This is a genomic window from Agrobacterium sp. LY4 (genome assembly GCF_001526585.1).
GTDB classification, from domain to species: Bacteria; Pseudomonadota; Alphaproteobacteria; order Rhizobiales; family Rhizobiaceae; genus Agrobacterium; species Agrobacterium leguminum.
The window spans coordinates 40,920-56,403 of sequence record NZ_ASYA01000008.1 but is presented as its reverse complement, the minus strand read 5'-3'; the positions used below and the strand labels follow the sequence as shown (position 1 = coordinate 56,403).

The 15,484-nt window shown below is 61.4% G+C and carries 14 protein-coding genes; 3 read left to right on the top strand and 11 right to left on the bottom strand.

Features of this window, described 5'->3' with window-relative positions:
• Nucleotides 1-56: 56 nt before the first annotated feature.
• On the bottom strand, nt 57-1,016 hold the full coding sequence (ytfQ, locus tag L904_RS09145; RefSeq protein ID WP_020809449.1) for a galactofuranose ABC transporter, galactofuranose-binding protein YtfQ: 960 nt from the start codon (nt 1,014-1,016) through the stop codon (nt 57-59).
• A 522-nt stretch (nt 1,017-1,538) separates the two neighbouring features.
• Between ytfQ and L904_RS09140 the strand changes: the two genes are divergently transcribed.
• Nucleotides 1,539-3,350, top strand: coding sequence for an IlvD/Edd family dehydratase (locus L904_RS09140; RefSeq protein WP_020809448.1), 1,812 nt, complete (start codon nt 1,539-1,541; stop codon nt 3,348-3,350).
• Between the two features lie 138 nt (nt 3,351-3,488).
• Here L904_RS09140 and L904_RS09135 read toward each other — a convergent pair whose 3' ends face one another.
• The 10 genes from L904_RS09135 to L904_RS09090 all read right to left on the bottom strand — a co-directional run bounded on the left by L904_RS09135 (nt 3,489) and on the right by L904_RS09090 (nt 11,216).
• A complete protein-coding gene (locus L904_RS09135; protein WP_035263909.1) occupies nt 3,489-3,716 on the bottom strand; it encodes a hypothetical protein in 228 nt (75 codons plus the stop codon).
• 38 nt (nt 3,717-3,754) lie between these two features.
• Entirely contained in the window at nt 3,755-4,159 is a 405-nt protein-coding gene (locus L904_RS09130; RefSeq protein ID WP_003523747.1) for a VOC family protein, read from the bottom strand.
• Nucleotides 4,160-4,173: 14 nt separating this feature from the next.
• Nucleotides 4,174-4,656 carry a helix-turn-helix domain-containing protein gene (locus L904_RS09125; RefSeq protein WP_031233609.1) on the bottom strand — a complete coding sequence of 161 codons (483 nt, stop codon included), beginning with the start codon at nt 4,654-4,656 and terminating at the stop codon, nt 4,174-4,176.
• 66 nt (nt 4,657-4,722) lie between these two features.
• The gene (locus L904_RS28095) at nt 4,723-4,917 is read right to left on the bottom strand and encodes a hypothetical protein (RefSeq protein ID WP_003523745.1); all 195 of its coding nucleotides are present in this window, start codon (nt 4,915-4,917) and stop codon (nt 4,723-4,725) included.
• Nucleotides 4,918-5,075: 158 nt separating this feature from the next.
• Nucleotides 5,076-6,194: an alanine--glyoxylate aminotransferase family protein gene (locus tag L904_RS09115; protein ID WP_020809445.1), complete on the bottom strand. Its 1,119-nt coding sequence runs from the start codon at nt 6,192-6,194 to the stop codon at nt 5,076-5,078.
• Nucleotides 6,195-6,203: 9 nt separating this feature from the next.
• Entirely contained in the window at nt 6,204-6,983 is a 780-nt protein-coding gene (locus L904_RS09110; RefSeq protein ID WP_020809444.1) for an ABC transporter ATP-binding protein, read from the bottom strand.
• Entirely contained in the window at nt 6,980-7,783 is an 804-nt protein-coding gene (locus tag L904_RS09105; protein ID WP_020809443.1) for an ABC transporter ATP-binding protein, read from the bottom strand. Before L904_RS09105 ends, L904_RS09110 begins: the two co-directional genes overlap by 4 nt.
• Nucleotides 7,780-8,610, bottom strand: coding sequence for an ABC transporter permease (locus tag L904_RS09100; RefSeq protein WP_020809442.1), 831 nt, complete (start codon nt 8,608-8,610; stop codon nt 7,780-7,782). Before L904_RS09100 ends, L904_RS09105 begins: the two co-directional genes overlap by 4 nt.
• A complete protein-coding gene (locus tag L904_RS09095; protein WP_031233608.1) occupies nt 8,607-9,596 on the bottom strand; it encodes an ABC transporter permease in 990 nt (329 codons plus the stop codon). Before L904_RS09095 ends, L904_RS09100 begins: the two co-directional genes overlap by 4 nt.
• A 9-nt stretch (nt 9,597-9,605) precedes the next feature.
• The gene (locus tag L904_RS09090) at nt 9,606-11,216 is read right to left on the bottom strand and encodes an ABC transporter substrate-binding protein (RefSeq protein ID WP_020809440.1); all 1,611 of its coding nucleotides are present in this window, start codon (nt 11,214-11,216) and stop codon (nt 9,606-9,608) included.
• A gap of 374 nt (nt 11,217-11,590) precedes the next feature.
• Here L904_RS09090 and L904_RS09085 point away from each other — a divergent pair, with 374 nt between their 5' ends.
• Both L904_RS09085 and L904_RS09080 read left to right on the top strand, forming a co-directional pair.
• Nucleotides 11,591-14,284, top strand: coding sequence for a DNA translocase FtsK (locus tag L904_RS09085; RefSeq protein ID WP_020809438.1), 2,694 nt, complete (start codon nt 11,591-11,593; stop codon nt 14,282-14,284).
• Nucleotides 14,285-14,375: 91 nt separating this feature from the next.
• Nucleotides 14,376-15,452 (top strand): Ldh family oxidoreductase, encoded by a 1,077-nt coding sequence (locus L904_RS09080; RefSeq protein WP_020809437.1) that lies wholly within the window; start codon nt 14,376-14,378, stop codon nt 15,450-15,452.
• The last annotated feature ends 32 nt before the right edge of the window (nt 15,453-15,484 follow it).

Here is a 15,484-nt window from a genome sequence, read left to right as displayed (position 1 = left end):
AAATGCCATGATGGAGCGGCACGAACGGCGCGCCGCTCCTTCCGAAGAATGGGGTATCAGTAACCCAGACCCTTCTTCGCCTCGTAGACCTTCATCGGGTCGTCGGACGCCGTGTAGAGCTTGGATTCGGTCTGAATCCACTTCGGCGGGGCCTTCTTGTCCTTCAGATAGGCTTCGAGCGCGTCGAAGGCGGGGCCGGCCATATCAGGCGTCAGTTCGACGGTGGCGTTGGCTTCGCCGGCCGCCATGGCCTTGAAGATATCAGGCACGGCATCGATGGAAACGACCTTGATGTCGGTTCCGGGTTTCAGACCGGCTTCCTTGATCGCCTGGATCGCGCCGACGGCCATGTCGTCATTATGAGCGTAGACCGCACAGATATCCTTGCCGCCACCTTCGGCCTTGATGAAGCTTTCCATCACTTCCTTGCCCTTGGTGCGGGTGAAGTCACCGGTCTGCGAGCGCGCGATCTTGATGTTCTTGTGCGAGGCAATCGCCTCTTCGAAGCCCTTCTTGCGGTTGATGGCGGGCGAAGAGCCGGTCGTGCCCTGCAATTCAACGACCTTGCAGTCCTTGGAGCCGACATCCTTGACCAGCCAGTCGCCGGCAACCTTGCCCTCATGAACCTGATCGGAGGTCACGGCGGTGAGGTAAAGATCGTCCGAAGCCTCGATCTGGCGGTCGAGCAGGATGACAGGGATTTTTTCTTCCTTGGCTTCCTTCAGCACGGCGTCCCAGCCGGTTGCGACGACCGGAGCGATCAGGATCGCATCGACGCCCTGCGCGATGAAGCCGCGAACGGCCTTGATCTGATTTTCCTGCTTCTGCTGCGCGTCGGCGAATTTCAGCGTGACGCCGCGCTTCTCCGCCTGCTGCTTGGTGACGGTTGTTTCAGCCGCGCGCCAGCCGGATTCCGAACCGATCTGCGAGAAGCCGACGGTAAGCGATTGTGCGGAAACACTGGATGCAAGGCATGCGGAAACGGCGACAGTGAATGCCGCAAGAGCTTTTCTCATCTTATCCTCCCAGAGATGATGTCAGCGTGACGGCGACACTATGAGCATATAGTAATACTCTTGAAAAGTGGTTTTTTGGCCTTTTCGCAATTTGGTTTTCACGAGCTGCGACGAAATTTTGTCATAAAATACAATGAATCAATGGTTTGAATGGAAATTAATTGCGCTTTTTTCCTGTCTGAACACGCCGAAAATGGCCCGTGATGTGGCTTGACAGCCAATGATGGCATCTAATAGTAATACAAATAAAGAGATCAGACTGAGGCGGAGTGCCGGGCCATCGGGCCGGCCGCATTCAGGCAAGGCAGGGAGGAAGAGGCCGTTGCGCGAAACCGGTATCATCGTAAATGCCGAAAAATATTCGGTTAAAGCCGAAGAACAGCTCCAAATCACTCGTCTGGGGCTGCTCTGTCGGTTATGCGTGATCTCCGAAAGCTGATTCCATTTTCCTTGCGCACAACATAAGCTTGTCGCATTTCGTAATATTTTACCGTTGGCCACTTCCGGCTGGAGACCTGCATAATGACCAAATCCGACAATCTGCCTGCAACCCAAGGCAAGCTTCGCTCGCGCGCGTGGTTCGACAATCCCGCCAACGCGGATATGACCGCGCTTTATCTCGAGCGTTACATGAACTTCGGTCTGAGCCAGGCCGAGCTTCAGTCCGACCGCCCGATCATCGGCATTGCGCAGACCGGTTCGGACCTTTCGCCCTGCAACCGCCACCATCTGGAACTGGCGAACCGCCTGCGCGAAGGCATCCGTGAAGCGGGCGGCATCGCCATCGAATTCCCGGTGCATCCGATCCAGGAAACCGGCAAGCGCCCGACCGCCGGTCTCGACCGTAACCTTGCCTATCTCGGCCTCGTGGAAGTGCTTTATGGCTATCCGCTCGATGGCGTCGTTCTGACCATCGGCTGCGACAAGACCACGCCTGCCTGTCTTATGGCGGCGGCCACAGTCAACATTCCGGCCATCGCCCTTTCCGTCGGCCCCATGCTGAACGGCTGGTTCCGTGGCGAACGCACCGGTTCCGGCACCATCGTCTGGAAGGCGCGCGAACTGCTGGCGAAGGGCGAGATCGATTATCAGGGCTTCGTCAAGCTCGTCGCCTCTTCGGCTCCCTCCACGGGTTACTGCAACACCATGGGCACGGCAACGACCATGAACTCGCTTGCTGAAGCGCTCGGCATGCAGCTTCCGGGCTCCGCCGCCATCCCGGCGCCTTACCGTGACCGTCAGGAAGTCTCCTATCTTACCGGCCTGCGCATCGTCGAAATGGTCAAGGAAGATCTGAAGCCTTCCGATATCATGACCAAGGATGCCTTCATCAACGCCATCCGCGTCAATTCGGCGATTGGCGGTTCCACCAATGCGCCGATCCATCTGAACGGCCTCGCCCGCCACGTCGGCGTCGAGTTGACGGTGGATGACTGGCAGACCTATGGCGAAGACGTGCCGCTGCTCGTTAACCTGCAGCCGGCCGGTGAATATCTCGGCGAGGATTATTACCATGCCGGCGGCGTTCCTGCCGTCGTCAACCAGCTGATGACACAGGGACTGATCATGGAAGACGCCATGACCGTCAACGGCAAGACCATCGGCGAAAACTGCCGTGGCGCGATCATCGAAGACGAGAAGGTCATCCGCCCCTATGAGCAGCCGCTCAAGGAGCGCGCCGGCTTCCGCGTTCTGCGCGGCAACCTGTTCTCCTCCGCCATCATGAAGACCAGCGTGATCTCGGAAGAGTTCCGCAACCGTTACCTCTCCAACCCGAACGATCCGGAAGCCTTCGAAGGCCGCGCCGTGGTGTTCGACGGTCCGGAGGACTACCATCACCGCATCGACGATCCGTCGCTGAAGATCGACGCCAATACCATCCTCTTCATGCGCGGCGCAGGCCCCATCGGTTATCCGGGTGCGGCGGAAGTGGTGAACATGCGCGCACCGGATTATCTTTTGAAGGAAGGCGTCAATTCGCTGCCCTGCATCGGCGATGGCCGTCAGTCCGGCACGTCGGGCAGCCCGTCCATCCTCAACGCTTCCCCGGAAGCGGCGGCAGGCGGCGGTCTTGCCATTCTTCAGACGGGCGACCGCGTCCGCATCGATGTGGGCCGCGGCAAGGCGGATATCCTGATTTCCGGTGAAGAGCTGGCCAAGCGTTACGAGGCGCTTTCCGCCGAGGGCGGTTACAAGTTCCCCGATCACCAGACCCCATGGCAGGAAATCCAGCGCGGTATCGTCAGCCAGATGGAAACCGGCGCGGTTCTGGAGCCGGCCGTGAAGTATCAGCGCATCGCCCAGACCAAGGGCCTGCCGCGCGACAACCACTAAGGTCAGGTAGTTTCGGCCGACCGCTTTTTAATCGGCCCCGGGGTAAAACCCGGGGCCGAAACATTTTGAATACCGTGCTTCGCAACCGCATAAACTGCACGGCGGCCGAAGAGCGCGATAGCATCATTGCTTATCTGCCTACTTCTCCGATGGGGCTGGCGGCTTTCCCAGATATGGCAGGAAGAACATGTAAAGCCCGCTGAAAACAAGCAAAGTCAGAGGCAGCAGCGGAGCAAAGACGATCACCGGCGGCGTCGGGCCGAAGGCCATCGAAGCGAAGTTCGCCAGAATGGTAATGGTCAGCAGAATGCCCAGCCACCGATGGCCCTGCCTTATCCAGTTTCGCAAGATCAAAATCGCCCCCAAGAAAAAGCATCCATGATGGAATGTGACACATCGGCGCTTCAGCGGGCCTGAACGAGCTTCCAGCCATTGCCGGAAGGATCGCGGAAGCTCGCATCCACCGAGCCGTAGCGGGCGATCGGTTCCTGGGTGAATTCGACGCCGCGTTTGTGCATGGCGTCAAAGGCTTTCTGGCAATCCTCGACCACCAGAACCAGCGGCGGCATGGCGCCTTTGGCCACGGCTTCGTTCAGATCCTGCGCCGTCGCCTCATCAACGGTCGGGGCCTGCGGCCGAAACAGGCCCAGCTGGAAATCCGGCTGGTCCGGGTGCTGCACGGTCAACCAGCGATAATCGCCGTTACGTGCGTCCGTATGCAGACGAAATCCGACTTTTTCGACATAAAATTGCAGCGCTTCGTCCTGGTCATGAACATAAAGCCCGACAAGTTGAACACCATTTTTCATGAGCTATCTCCCTTTCACTCACCGTGCCTACCGCTTTCCGTTCGCCGGCGCTTCTCCGAAACTGCGATTGTGAGATGGGGACGATGTGCGGCGCTGACGAAGCAATGGGGAACCTGCTCAAGGTCGGCAGGCAAAAGCCGCATCCTGCGCCGCAATTCACTCGGGTTTTCCCCGGTCACGTCGCGGAAAACACGGCCGAATGTGCCGATGCTGTTCCAGCCGGTTTGCAACGCGATTTCGATGACCGGAAAATCCGTGTCACGCAACAGCGCCACGGCGCGCTCCACCCGGCGGGTCAGAAGATAACGGTGAGGAGGTATGCCGAAAGCATCGCGAAACGATCTCGCGAAGTGCGCCTGCGATGCCCCGCTGACGCTTGCAAGACGTGAAACAGGCCACGCCTCATGGGGCGCCGCGTCCATATGATCCTTGGCCCGCAGAAGGCGGCGCAACAGTTGCAAGTCTCTGTTCGCAGAGTTCTTTTCGGGCCGGCGCATGCGGCAATCATTGAATGAACCCGCGGTCCTTGGCAAGGTTCATGCCTGCAAGCCGCTGTAAATGGCTCAGATCACCGGGTAAAGCGACCAGAAGAACAGTTCATATTCCTGATCGCGATCATCGTCGTGCGACTCGTCGTCGGGTCTACGCGGCGTTTTGTCCTGAAACTCGGTCTCCACCCGCTCATTGACGACGGGCATCCTTCGGCCGATGCCAAAGAGGTCAAAGGAGAGCATGTTGAACCCTGCTACCATGGCCATTTCCCTTCTTCACGCGAGTTAACGTAGCGTTAAGTTTCGCGCGTTGCCATGATTTCGTCAAGATTGGCCGAGGAATTTGTCTACCATTTTTAACAACAATGTCGTGACTGACATTCCAACGCTGCCGGATTTGGCGCAATGAACGTTTATTAGCGGCATTAAACGCCGTTCGCAGGGGCGTCAGAATAGGCTTTTTCAGTCGCTTCCAGTGCGGAATCGGTATCTGCGGCATGGCCGAGGCTCTTCAGGGCGCTGGAGAAGGCCGCGATATTGGCTTTTACCGCCTCCGGATGCGCCCTCCGACCGGTGTGATTGAGCCTTATCAGCCGTTCCGCGCCGGGGCCGACACCGGCGGAAAGATCTGCGCCCTGCTTTTGGGATGCAGCGACGAGGAACGCCTTGGCCTCCACGGTATCCGGCAGGATCGCCGTGGAAACGAGGGCGGAGGCGTGTGCCTCTTCCACCCAGGTCGGGATACCGAGCGCCCTGATGCCGTTCCGGGTGGCCGCTGCCGCCCTTTCGTGGCGTTCATTGGCGGATGCCAGACCTTCCGCCTCTATCCGGTCGAGGGCGGCCTCCAGCGCGTAGAATTCCAGCGGAGCGGGCGTTCCGGGCAGCACGCCGCGGCCGGCATCGAGCCAGAGTTTTTTCTGGTCCAGAAGCGAGAGCATGGAGTTTGCCGGCGCATCACCATGGGAAAGAAGCTCCCATGCTTTTTCGCTGACGGAAATGGCGGAAACCCCGGCCGGGCCGGCCAGCGCCTTTTGCGGGCCGATCACGGCGATATCGATGCCCAGCCGGTCGACCTCGAAGGCATGGCCGCCGATGGAGGCGACGGCATCGACAAGGGTCACTATGCCCCTTTGCCGAGCGAGCGCGGCAATGGCGGGCAGGGGGTTGAGAATGCCGCTTGCCGATTCCGCATGGACGAGGGCGAGAAGATCGAAGCCCGGGCCCTCGTCCAGCGCCCGTTCCACCTCCTCCAGCGTGACCGGCTTTGCCGGGCTGGCCGTCAGGTTGCGCACCGTCGCGCCGCCTCTCGCAAGCCAGCCGCCGAACCATGCGCCATAGGGGCTGGTGACGATGTTGAGCGCTCTAAGACCCGGTCGGGCAAGGCTCGTCGCCGCCGCCTCAAGCGCCAGCACGGCTTCCGCCTGCATGAGAAGGACGTCGTTCCCCGTGCCCATCAAGGCTGCCAGCCGGTCAGCCAGAATCGCGTAACGCTCCGCGGGAAAAGCGGGCGGGTCGAGCAGCAATGCATAATCCAGAACGGGCATGTCTTTTCCTTACGTGGCAATGGTCAGGCGCGGTGCGGCGTCGATCAGGGTTCTGGCGGTCGAGGATTGCGGCGCCGAGACGATATTTCCCGTCCTGCCGATTTCAACGATCCGCCCCGCTTCCATGATGGCGACGCGGTGGCAGACGGCCCGGATGACCGCGAGATCATGGGAAACAAAAATACAGGAAACGGCCGTCTCCCGCTGTATTTCCACCAGCAGTTCGAGGATTTGCCGGCGAACCGAAACATCGAGCGCGGATACGGCTTCGTCCAGAATGAGAAGCGACGGTTTGAGCGCAATGGCCCGTGCAATCGCGACACGCTGCCTTTGGCCGCCGGAAAGCTCGAAGACCGAGCGGCCGGCATAGCTGGCGGGCAGGCCCACGCGCTCGAGAAGGCGGTGTATTTCCGCCGCACGCTCGCGTCTTTTGACCATGCGATGGATGCGCAACGGTTCGCCGATGGCATCCTCGACGCTGGCGCGCGGATTGAAGGCACCATGCGTGTCCTGAAACACCATCTGCATGTGCCGGCGGGCGGCACGAAGCTTGCCGTCGTCAAGCGCCAGCCAGTCACGGCCTTTGAAATGGATCGTGCCTTCATCGGCCGGGATCAGCCGCATCAGAATGCGCGCCAGTGTCGATTTCCCGCAGCCGGAGGGACCGGCAAGCCCCAGGGTCTCGCCGGGCTGAAGCGAAAAGGAGATGTCGGAAAGCGCCGCCACCGTTCTTGCGCCGGTGCGATAGGTTTTCGACAATCCGTCGACACTCAGAAGGGCTTCGTTCATGACGCGGCCTCGCTGATGAGCGGCGGGGTGGAGAGATCGAGATAATCTGCAAGCAGCGCACGCGTATAGTCATGGGAGGGTGTGGAGAGCACCCGCCGCGTCGGGCCGTGTTCCACCAGTAGCCCCGCGCGCAGAACCGCGATCTCGTCGGCAAGGCTGGAAGCAAGGCCGATATCATGGGTGATGAACACCAGCGTCTTGTTTTCCTGCCGCACCAGATCGTCCAGCAGCGTGGCGATTGCGGCCTGGCTGACCGTATCGAGTGCGCTCGTGGCCTCGTCGGCAATCAGGATCGAAGGACTGGCGGCAATGGCGGCGGCAATCGCCACGCGCTGCCTCTGGCCGCCGGAAAGCTGGTGCGGATAGGCGGTGAGCAGATGGGAAGGATGCGGCAGCCGCACCCGCTCCAGAAGATCGCGGGCAAGATCGCGCGCTTGCCCCCATGACAGGCCGAGATGCCGCGAGGCGCCTTCCGCCACCTGTTCGCCGATGGTGAGAACCGGGTTGAGTGTCGCGCCGGTATCTTGAAAGATCGTGCCGATATCTCGCCCTGGCAGCGGCCTGCCGTGAAACAGGCCGCTATCGCGGCTCCAGGAAATATCGCCGGAAACCCGGGCATTACCGGGAAGAAGCCCGGCAATGGCTCTGCCGAGCGTGGATTTTCCCGAACCGCTTTCGCCGATGATCGCCAGCCTTTGCCCCTGCCGGATCGTCAGCGAAACATTCTGCAAGGCCGGTGCATCGCCCGCCGCATAAAAAACGCTGAGATCGTCGATCCGGCACAGCGCATTTCCGCTCATGGCGCTTGCCTCCCCGTCGCCATCGCCCTGTTGATGCCTTCGCCGAGAAGGTAGACGCCGAGAACGGTGACCAGAAGGCCGATGCCGGGGATGACGGACAAAAACGCGGCCGAGCGCAGGACGTTGCGTCCTTCGGCGATCATAGAACCCCAGGTGACGATATTGGGATCGCCAAGCCCGAGGAAGGACAGTGCAGCTTCGGTGAGAATCGCTGCCGCGACGATGATGGCGGCCAGCGCCAGAACCGGCGGCAGGGCATTCGGTAAAATCTGCCGGAACGCGATTTCCAGCGGATGCATGCCGATGGCGCGGGCGGATTGCACGTAGTCGCGCTCGCGGATGCTCAACACCTGCGCCCGCATCAGCCGCGCCGGATCCGCCCATGCGCCGAGCGCAATGGCGAGAATGACGATGGGCATGGAAGGGCCGATGGTGCTGACGAAGGCGAGTGCGAGCAGGAAATTCGGCACGATCTGGAAGGCGTCGGTGACGCGCATCAATGCTTCATCCACGAGACCGCCGGCAAATCCGGCAATGGTGCCGATGACGGTGCCGATCACCAGCGCGGCGGCGGCAGCACCCATGCCGACGAGCAGGGAGGCCTGCGCGCCATGGGCAAGCTCGGCCAGCACATTGCGGCCCAGCCGGTCGGTGCCCAGCGGCAGGGCGGCATCCGTAAAGGGCGCAATCAGCGGCTCGCCAACAATGGCCAGCGGGTCGCCCGGAAAGAGGAGGGGGGCGGCAAGCGCCGTCATGGCAAGCAGCACCAGAATGATGGTGCCCGTGGCGCCTTCGAAACTGCGCAGCAGCCGGAGAGCGAAACTCATGCCTGTCGCTCCCCGCTGCCGATGCGCGGATCGAGAACGGCATAGACAATATCGACGGCGAGATTAACGAGGATGACGAAGACGGCGCTTGTCAGAATAATGCCCATCAAAAGCGGTGTGTCGCGGCCGCTGACCGCCTCCTGCGCCAGCCGGCCGAAGCCGGGAATCGCGAAGACGCTTTCGATCACCACGCTGCCGCCCAACATGGTCGCAGCCTGCAGGCCAAGCACGGTGACAAGCGGAAGAGCGGCGTTGCGCGCGACATGGCGCAGCACGATCCGCCGTTTGGAAAGCCCCTTGGATTGAGCAAAAAGCACGAAATCCAGCGGCCAGACCGCCGCCATGGCAGTGCGCATGACGCGCAAGAAAAGCGCGAGATAAATGAGGCCGAGGCTGGCGACCGGCAGCACGAGATGGCGGGCAATATCGAGCGCCCTTGCAAATCCCTGCTTGCCCGAGGCGATGGTTTCGATGCCTGAGGTGGGCAGCCATTTGAGTTGAACGGCAAAGACGATGGCCAGCACGAGGCCGAGCCAGAAGCCGGGCGTGGCGTAAAGCGCCAGCGAAAGCGTTGAAAGCACGCGATCCGTCAGCCCTCCGGGACGCGCGCCGGCCACAATGCCAAGCCCGGTGCCGAGGATGAAGGCGAATGCGGTGGCGCTGCCCATCAGCAGAAGCGTGTTCGGCAGCCGCTCGAGGATCAGCCCCAGCACCGGCCGCTCGAAAGCAAGCGACCAGCCGAGATCGAGCCGCAGCACCGAGCTGGCATAGAGCCAGAAACGGGCCAGCACCGAACCGTTCAGGCCATATTGCTCGCGCAGTACATCCCTGAGCCCGGCATCGCCGCCGCCGATGGAGACGAGATAGGCGTCCACCGCGTCTCCGGATGCATTTTCAAGCAGTACGAAAGTGAAGATGAGAACGATCAGCAGCACCGGAATGGCGCTGACTGCCCTTCGCTTCAGCAATGTTACTGCACGCTTCACGATGCATCCTTACGTATCGACCGCCGTATCCGCCCAATTGGAAACGGCCCAGCGGGGATTGCTGGCGACATGTTTGACGGTATCGCGCGCCACCGTGATGAAGCCCCATTCGGCAACGTTGATCAGCGGCAGATCGGCGGCGACGTGCTTCTGGAAATCCTTGTAAAGCGCCGTGCGCGCGGCGGTGTCGACCGTTATCGCCGCCTTGTCGATCAATTCGTCCAGCGTCCTGTTCTCGTAACCGCCCTGGTTGGAGAAGCCGACGCCCGCCGGAATGCCGGAACGCACGAGAATGGTGGTGGAAATTGCCGGGTCGCCGCGGAAGACCGGCGGCGCGATGGCGAGATCGAAGGCATGATCGGTGTAGACGGCCTTTTGGTGAGCGGCTGAATCATTGTTGACCAACTCGGCATCGATGCCGATTTCCTGCAACGCCTGACGAAGATAGGAGCCGAACTGCTTGGTTTCGTTGAAATAGGGCGCCGGCAGAAGTTTCAGCGAGAAACGTGTTCCGTTCGGGCCGCGCGCATAACCCGCCTCGTCCAGCAGGGCATTGGCCTTGGCCACATCGAAATCATAGGTCTCGACATCGTCGGTGTAGAATTCAGGGGCGTTCTTCGGTACCGGGCCTGTGGATGCCGTGGCGTAACCGAGGAAGACCTTGTCGATGACGAATTTTTTGTCGATGGCGTGGGCGATGGCCTTTCTGACCTTGAGATCGGCCAGTTCCTTGCGGCGATGGTTGATTTCGACCACCAGCTGATAGGTAAGCGCCTCGTAACCATCGGCAATGACCTTGATGCCCGCCACCTTTGAGATGCGGTCGAGATCGGCCAGAGGCACGGCGGAGAAGGCGGCGAGCTGGATTTCCTCTGCTTCGAGCGCGGAAGCCGCACCCGCCCGGTCCGGCAGGACGCGGTAGATGATCTCTTCGAGCTGCGGTTCGTCCTTGCCCCAGTAATTGGGATTGCGGGTCAGGCGATAATATTCGCCGGGCTTGTATTCGGCAAAGACGAAAGGCCCGGTGCCGACCGGTTTGGTATTGGCCGGGTTGGTGGCGATATCGGTGCCTTCATAAAGATGTTTCGGCACGACGCTGGTAACGACCGGCAGTGCGTTGCGGATGAGCTGGAAGGGCGTGGGCTTGGAGAAGCGGAAAATCGCCGTGTGTTCATCCGGCGTGTCCACCTTCTCGAGATTGGCGAAGACCAGCCGTCCGAGATTCTGTAACGGCTTCCAGATGTAGAGCGCCGAAAAGGCCACATCCGCCGAGGTGAACGGCTTGCCGTCATGCCAGGACACGCCTTCGCGCAGCTTGAAAGTGGCGCTGAGACCGTCATCCGATCCCTGCCATTCGGTCGCAAGCCGCGGTGTGAGCCCGTCCTTGCCATCGAAGGAGGCTTCGGCCAGCGGCTCGACGATCTTGCTGGCGATATAAAACACGCCGTTTGAGGCGACGATTGCCGGGTTGAGGTTCTTCGGCTCCGAATCGGCCGCGACGATCAGCCTTCCGCCGGGTGCCGCCTGCTGCGCGGCGGCGATGCCCGCCAAACCCGTGGTTGCGGCAAGAAGGAGTGATGTCTTGAGAAGCGAGCGGCGGGACAGGTGGACAGGCGACATGATTCACTCCGGAAATGAGGGCTGGGCGGGCCTTTCCACTTGGTCCGCGGCGGCCGATCTTAAGACTGCAACCTCGGCAGTGTCCACGTTAATTCGCGGGCTTTACAGCAATGATTTTACGTTGCGTGGGCCTTTGCGGAAACAATATGCTTTCCGGCGGCAATACGCTTTTCTCCTGCTGCGGTCCTGCCGGCGACGATGTTCCGGAAAATTGATTTAACGCAATGAAATTAGGTGGTTGGGATACCGATGCTTCGGCCGTGTGTGCCCCGTTGCGCCTGTGGGCGGAGCGAAAATCTGCCTCGGCGGCCCTGTCTGGAAAGGGGTAATTAACCTTTATTTTCTATTTCAGGGAGACCGAAATATGTACGTTTATGATGAGTGTGCACGCTGCCATGAGTTTCTCCCGATCCAGATTCCAGAATTCGTCCAATAGCGTAGGGGAGGGGAGCGAGAAGGCTCGTCATGCCGACGGCCAGTCGGTTGCCGGTCAGCAGACGGCGGGAATGAAGGCGGGCGCGGCACCCCGGCCGAATGCCGATGTCAGCGCAGCCGACGCCATCGAAGGCCGCGCCGAGATGCCCGGCTGGCAGAATGCTTTCGTGCTCGGCCCGAATGTGCGTTTCACCCGCACGCCGGAAAGCGCCTTTGCCCGGCGCATGCCTGTCGAGACACCCAATATTCCGGAAGAGGAAATCCCGGCTGCCGCTCCGCCTGAAACGGTGGAGCAGGGAGCGGTGGCGCAGCAGCAGGCTGTGCAGGAGGAGGTTGCTCCTGTCCCTCAACCCGTCGTGAAGCCGGCGGAGCAGCGCGTGCCGCCGCCGCGCATGCCGTTTCTGCCGCAGCCGCCGGAGGCCCGGGGCGCCAGAGCGCTGACTTACAAATTGCGGCTGGAGCTTGCCCGCAAGCAGGCGGAAGAGGCGGCTGCCGCTGCGCAGATGCCGGTTCAGGAAGGTATCTCCGTAGCCGTGGAAGCGCCGGTACCGCAGATATTCCCGTCGGTTCAGCCGCAATCCGTCGCACCTGCTGTCGAGGCCGCTCAGGCCGTCATTCCTGCTTTCGCCGCCCATCTGCCGGATGAGCTTTTCTGGGAAGTGATGACGCTCGATCTGCCGGGCGGCGCCAGTGAGGGCGTTTCCGCGTCCACGCGCGCCGTTCTTGCAAATTCGGTCGTCACCGCGCCTGCGATAGTCGCGCCGGTCGCCGTCGTGTCGCCGGCAGCCGCTGCGATCGTGCTTTCGTCCGAACCTCCTGTCGTCACCGTGCCGGGTGGTTCTGCAATCCGGCTTTACCGCGAGATCGGCGTGCGTCAGTCCGTCGTTCCTGCCGCCCTTCCGGTCGTGGAACAGGAAGTCGCACCGCCGCCCGTCGCGGAAGCGCCGATGGTTGTCGAAACGCCGAGACCTGTGGAGCAGGTTCAGCCGGTTGAGAAAATTGCGGCCGAGCCGCGCTTCACGCCCCGCGCGCCCATCCAGGCCTCGCAGCCGATGTTCCGCGAAGCTCCGGTTTTTGCCGAGGGGGAATATGAATACCCCTCCATCGATCTTCTGCAGGAGGCCCGCGTCCAGCAGACCACGACCATGACACCGGAAGCGCTGGAGCAGAGCGCCGGGCTTCTCGAAAGCGTGCTGGAGGATTTCGGCATCAAGGGCGAGATCATCGATGTCCGCCCCGGCCCCGTCGTCACGTTGTATGAGTTCGAACCGGCTCCCGGCGTCAAGTCCTCGCGCGTCATCGGCCTGTCGGACGATATCGCCCGCTCCATGTCGGCGCTCTCGGCCCGTGTCGCCGTCGTGCCCGGCCGCAATGTCATCGGCATCGAACTGCCGAACCCGGTGCGCGAGACGGTTTATCTGCGCGAACTGATCGAAGCGACAGACTACGCCGAGACCCGCCAGAAGCTTGCGCTTTGCTTGGGCAAGACCATCGGCGGCGAACCTGTCATCGCCGAACTGGCGAAGATGCCGCATCTGCTGGTCGCCGGCACCACGGGTTCCGGCAAGTCGGTCGCCATCAACACCATGATCCTGTCGCTGCTCTATCGTCTGAAGCCGGAAGAATGCCGTCTCATCATGGTCGATCCCAAGATGCTCGAGCTTTCCGTTTATGACGGTATTCCGCATCTGTTGACGCCTGTAGTCACCGATCCGAAAAAAGCGGTCATGGCGTTGAAATGGGCCGTGCGCGAAATGGAAGACCGTTATCGCAAGATGTCGCGTCTCGGCGTGCGCAATATCGATGGCTACAATGCAAGGGCCGCTGCTGCCCGCGCCAAGGGCGAGGCGGTGTTCTGCAACGTGCAGAGCGGCTTCGACCGCGCCACCGGCGAGGCGGTCTACGAGCAGGAGGAAATGGACCTCACGGCCATGCCTTATATCGTCGTCATCGTCGACGAAATGGCCGACCTGATGATGGTCGCGGGCAAGGAAATCGAAGGTGCGATCCAGCGTCTGGCGCAGATGGCGCGTGCTGCCGGCATCCATCTCATCATGGCAACCCAGCGCCCGTCAGTCGATGTCATCACCGGTACGATCAAGGCGAATTTTCCGACCCGTATCTCCTTCCAGGTGACCTCGAAGATCGACAGCCGCACCATCCTTGGCGAACAGGGCGCGGAACATCTGCTCGGCCAGGGCGATATGCTGCATATGATGGGCGGCGGCCGCATCGCCCGTGTCCACGGTCCCTTCGTTTCGGATGAGGAAGTGGAAAAGGTGGTCGCGCATCTGAAGACGCAGGGACGCCCGGAATATCTCGGCACCGTTACCGAAGACGCCGACGAAACCGACGAAGAGGTGGAAGAGGAAGCCGCTGTTTTCGACAAGACCGCCATGGGCGAGGATGATAGCGACGATCTCTATGAAAAGGCCGTCAAGGTGGTGATGCGCGACAACAAGTGCTCTACTTCCTATATTCAGCGCCGCCTGTCCGTCGGTTATAACCGTGCCGCTTCGCTGGTCGAGCGCATGGAACAGGAAGGCATTGTCGGGCCTGCCAACCATGTCGGCAAACGCGCGATTATCGCCGGCGAACGCTCTTCTTACGATGCCATGGGAGCGGAAGACTGATTGAGCCTTCGGGCGCGCGATATTCGATTGCAAAAACGCGCCCCGTGAATAGCTTGTGCGGCATGGATTCTGGAATTGGGAGGATTCCCTCATGGCGCACAGCAATGAAAAAGCCACCGTTCTGGCGAGTCTGGATGAGCTGGAGCGGTTTTGCCGCACCGTTTTCCTGGCCGCCGGCACCGATGACGAAACGGCCGATGCGGCGACACGCGCCATGATGCACGGCACAAGGCTCGGTGTAGACAGCCACGGCGTCCGCCTGCTCGCCCATTATATTACCGCGCTCGAAGGCGGGCGTCTCAATCGGCGGCCGCAGATCCGCCGCGTTTCGGGCTTCGGCGCGGTGGAGACGATCGACGCAGACCATGCCCATGGCGCCCGCGCCACCTATGCCGCGATGGACAGCGCCATGGCGCTCGCGGAAAAATTCGGCATTGGCGCGGTGGCGATCCGCAACTCATCGCATTTCGGCCCGGCCGGCGCTTATGCGCTGGAAGCGGCGCGGCAGGGCTATATCGGCCTCACCTTCTGCAATTCCGACAGTTTCGTGCGCCTGCATGATGGCGCCATGCGTTTCCACGGCACCAATCCCATCGCCATCGGTGTACCGGCAGCGGATGACATGCCCTGGCTGCTGGATATGGCCACCAGTGCGGTTCCCTATAACCGTGTCCTGCTTTACCGGAGCCTCGGCCAGCAATTGCCGCAAGGTGTCGCCTCGGATGGTGATGGTGTCGATACGCGCGATCCCCATGCCGTTGAAATGCTTGCCCCGGTCGGCGGCGAGTTCGGTTTCAAGGGTGCGGCGCTTGCGGGAATGGTCGAGATTTTCAGCGCTGTTCTCACGGGCATGAAACTCAGCTTCGATATCGCTCCCATGGGCGGGCCGGATTTTTCCACGCCGCGCGGGCTTGGGGCCTTCGTTCTGGCGCTGAAGCCGGAAGCCTTCCTGGAGCGCGAGGTGTTCGACGAGGGCATGAAACGTTATCTCGAGGTCCTGCGCGGATCCCCCGTGCGGGAGGATTGCAAGGTCATGGCGCCGGGTGACCGGGAGTGGGCGGTGGCGGCAAGGCGGGAGAGGGAAGGGGCTCCTGTCGATCCCGTCACGCGGGCGGCCTTCTCGGAGCTTGCCGTAAAATTCTTGGTCAACCCGCCCGCCTATCATTAAAGCGGCCTGCGGCTGACGGCGGCGTTCCGCCG

Excerpts from the sequence above, each read along its gene's own strand:
- ytfQ (WP_020809449.1), bottom strand. The coding sequence starts at position 1,016 with ATGAGAAAAGCTCTTGCGGCATTCACTGTCGCCGTTTCCGCATGCCTT.
- L904_RS09140 (WP_020809448.1), top strand. The coding sequence starts at position 1,539 with ATGACCAAATCCGACAATCTGCCTGCAACCCAAGGCAAGCTTCGCTCG.
- L904_RS09130 (WP_003523747.1), bottom strand. The coding sequence starts at position 4,159 with ATGAAAAATGGTGTTCAACTTGTCGGGCTTTATGTTCATGACCAGGAC.
- L904_RS09125 (WP_031233609.1), bottom strand. The coding sequence starts at position 4,656 with ATGCGCCGGCCCGAAAAGAACTCTGCGAACAGAGACTTGCAACTGTTG.
- L904_RS28095 (WP_003523745.1), bottom strand. The coding sequence starts at position 4,917 with ATGGCCATGGTAGCAGGGTTCAACATGCTCTCCTTTGACCTCTTTGGC.
- L904_RS09115 (WP_020809445.1), bottom strand. The coding sequence starts at position 6,194 with ATGCCCGTTCTGGATTATGCATTGCTGCTCGACCCGCCCGCTTTTCCC.
- L904_RS09110 (WP_020809444.1), bottom strand. The coding sequence starts at position 6,983 with ATGAACGAAGCCCTTCTGAGTGTCGACGGATTGTCGAAAACCTATCGC.
- L904_RS09105 (WP_020809443.1), bottom strand. The coding sequence starts at position 7,783 with ATGAGCGGAAATGCGCTGTGCCGGATCGACGATCTCAGCGTTTTTTAT.
- L904_RS09100 (WP_020809442.1), bottom strand. The coding sequence starts at position 8,610 with ATGAGTTTCGCTCTCCGGCTGCTGCGCAGTTTCGAAGGCGCCACGGGC.
- L904_RS09090 (WP_020809440.1), bottom strand. The coding sequence starts at position 11,216 with ATGTCGCCTGTCCACCTGTCCCGCCGCTCGCTTCTCAAGACATCACTC.
- L904_RS09085 (WP_020809438.1), top strand. The coding sequence starts at position 11,591 with ATGATGAGTGTGCACGCTGCCATGAGTTTCTCCCGATCCAGATTCCAG.
- L904_RS09080 (WP_020809437.1), top strand. The coding sequence starts at position 14,376 with ATGGCGCACAGCAATGAAAAAGCCACCGTTCTGGCGAGTCTGGATGAG.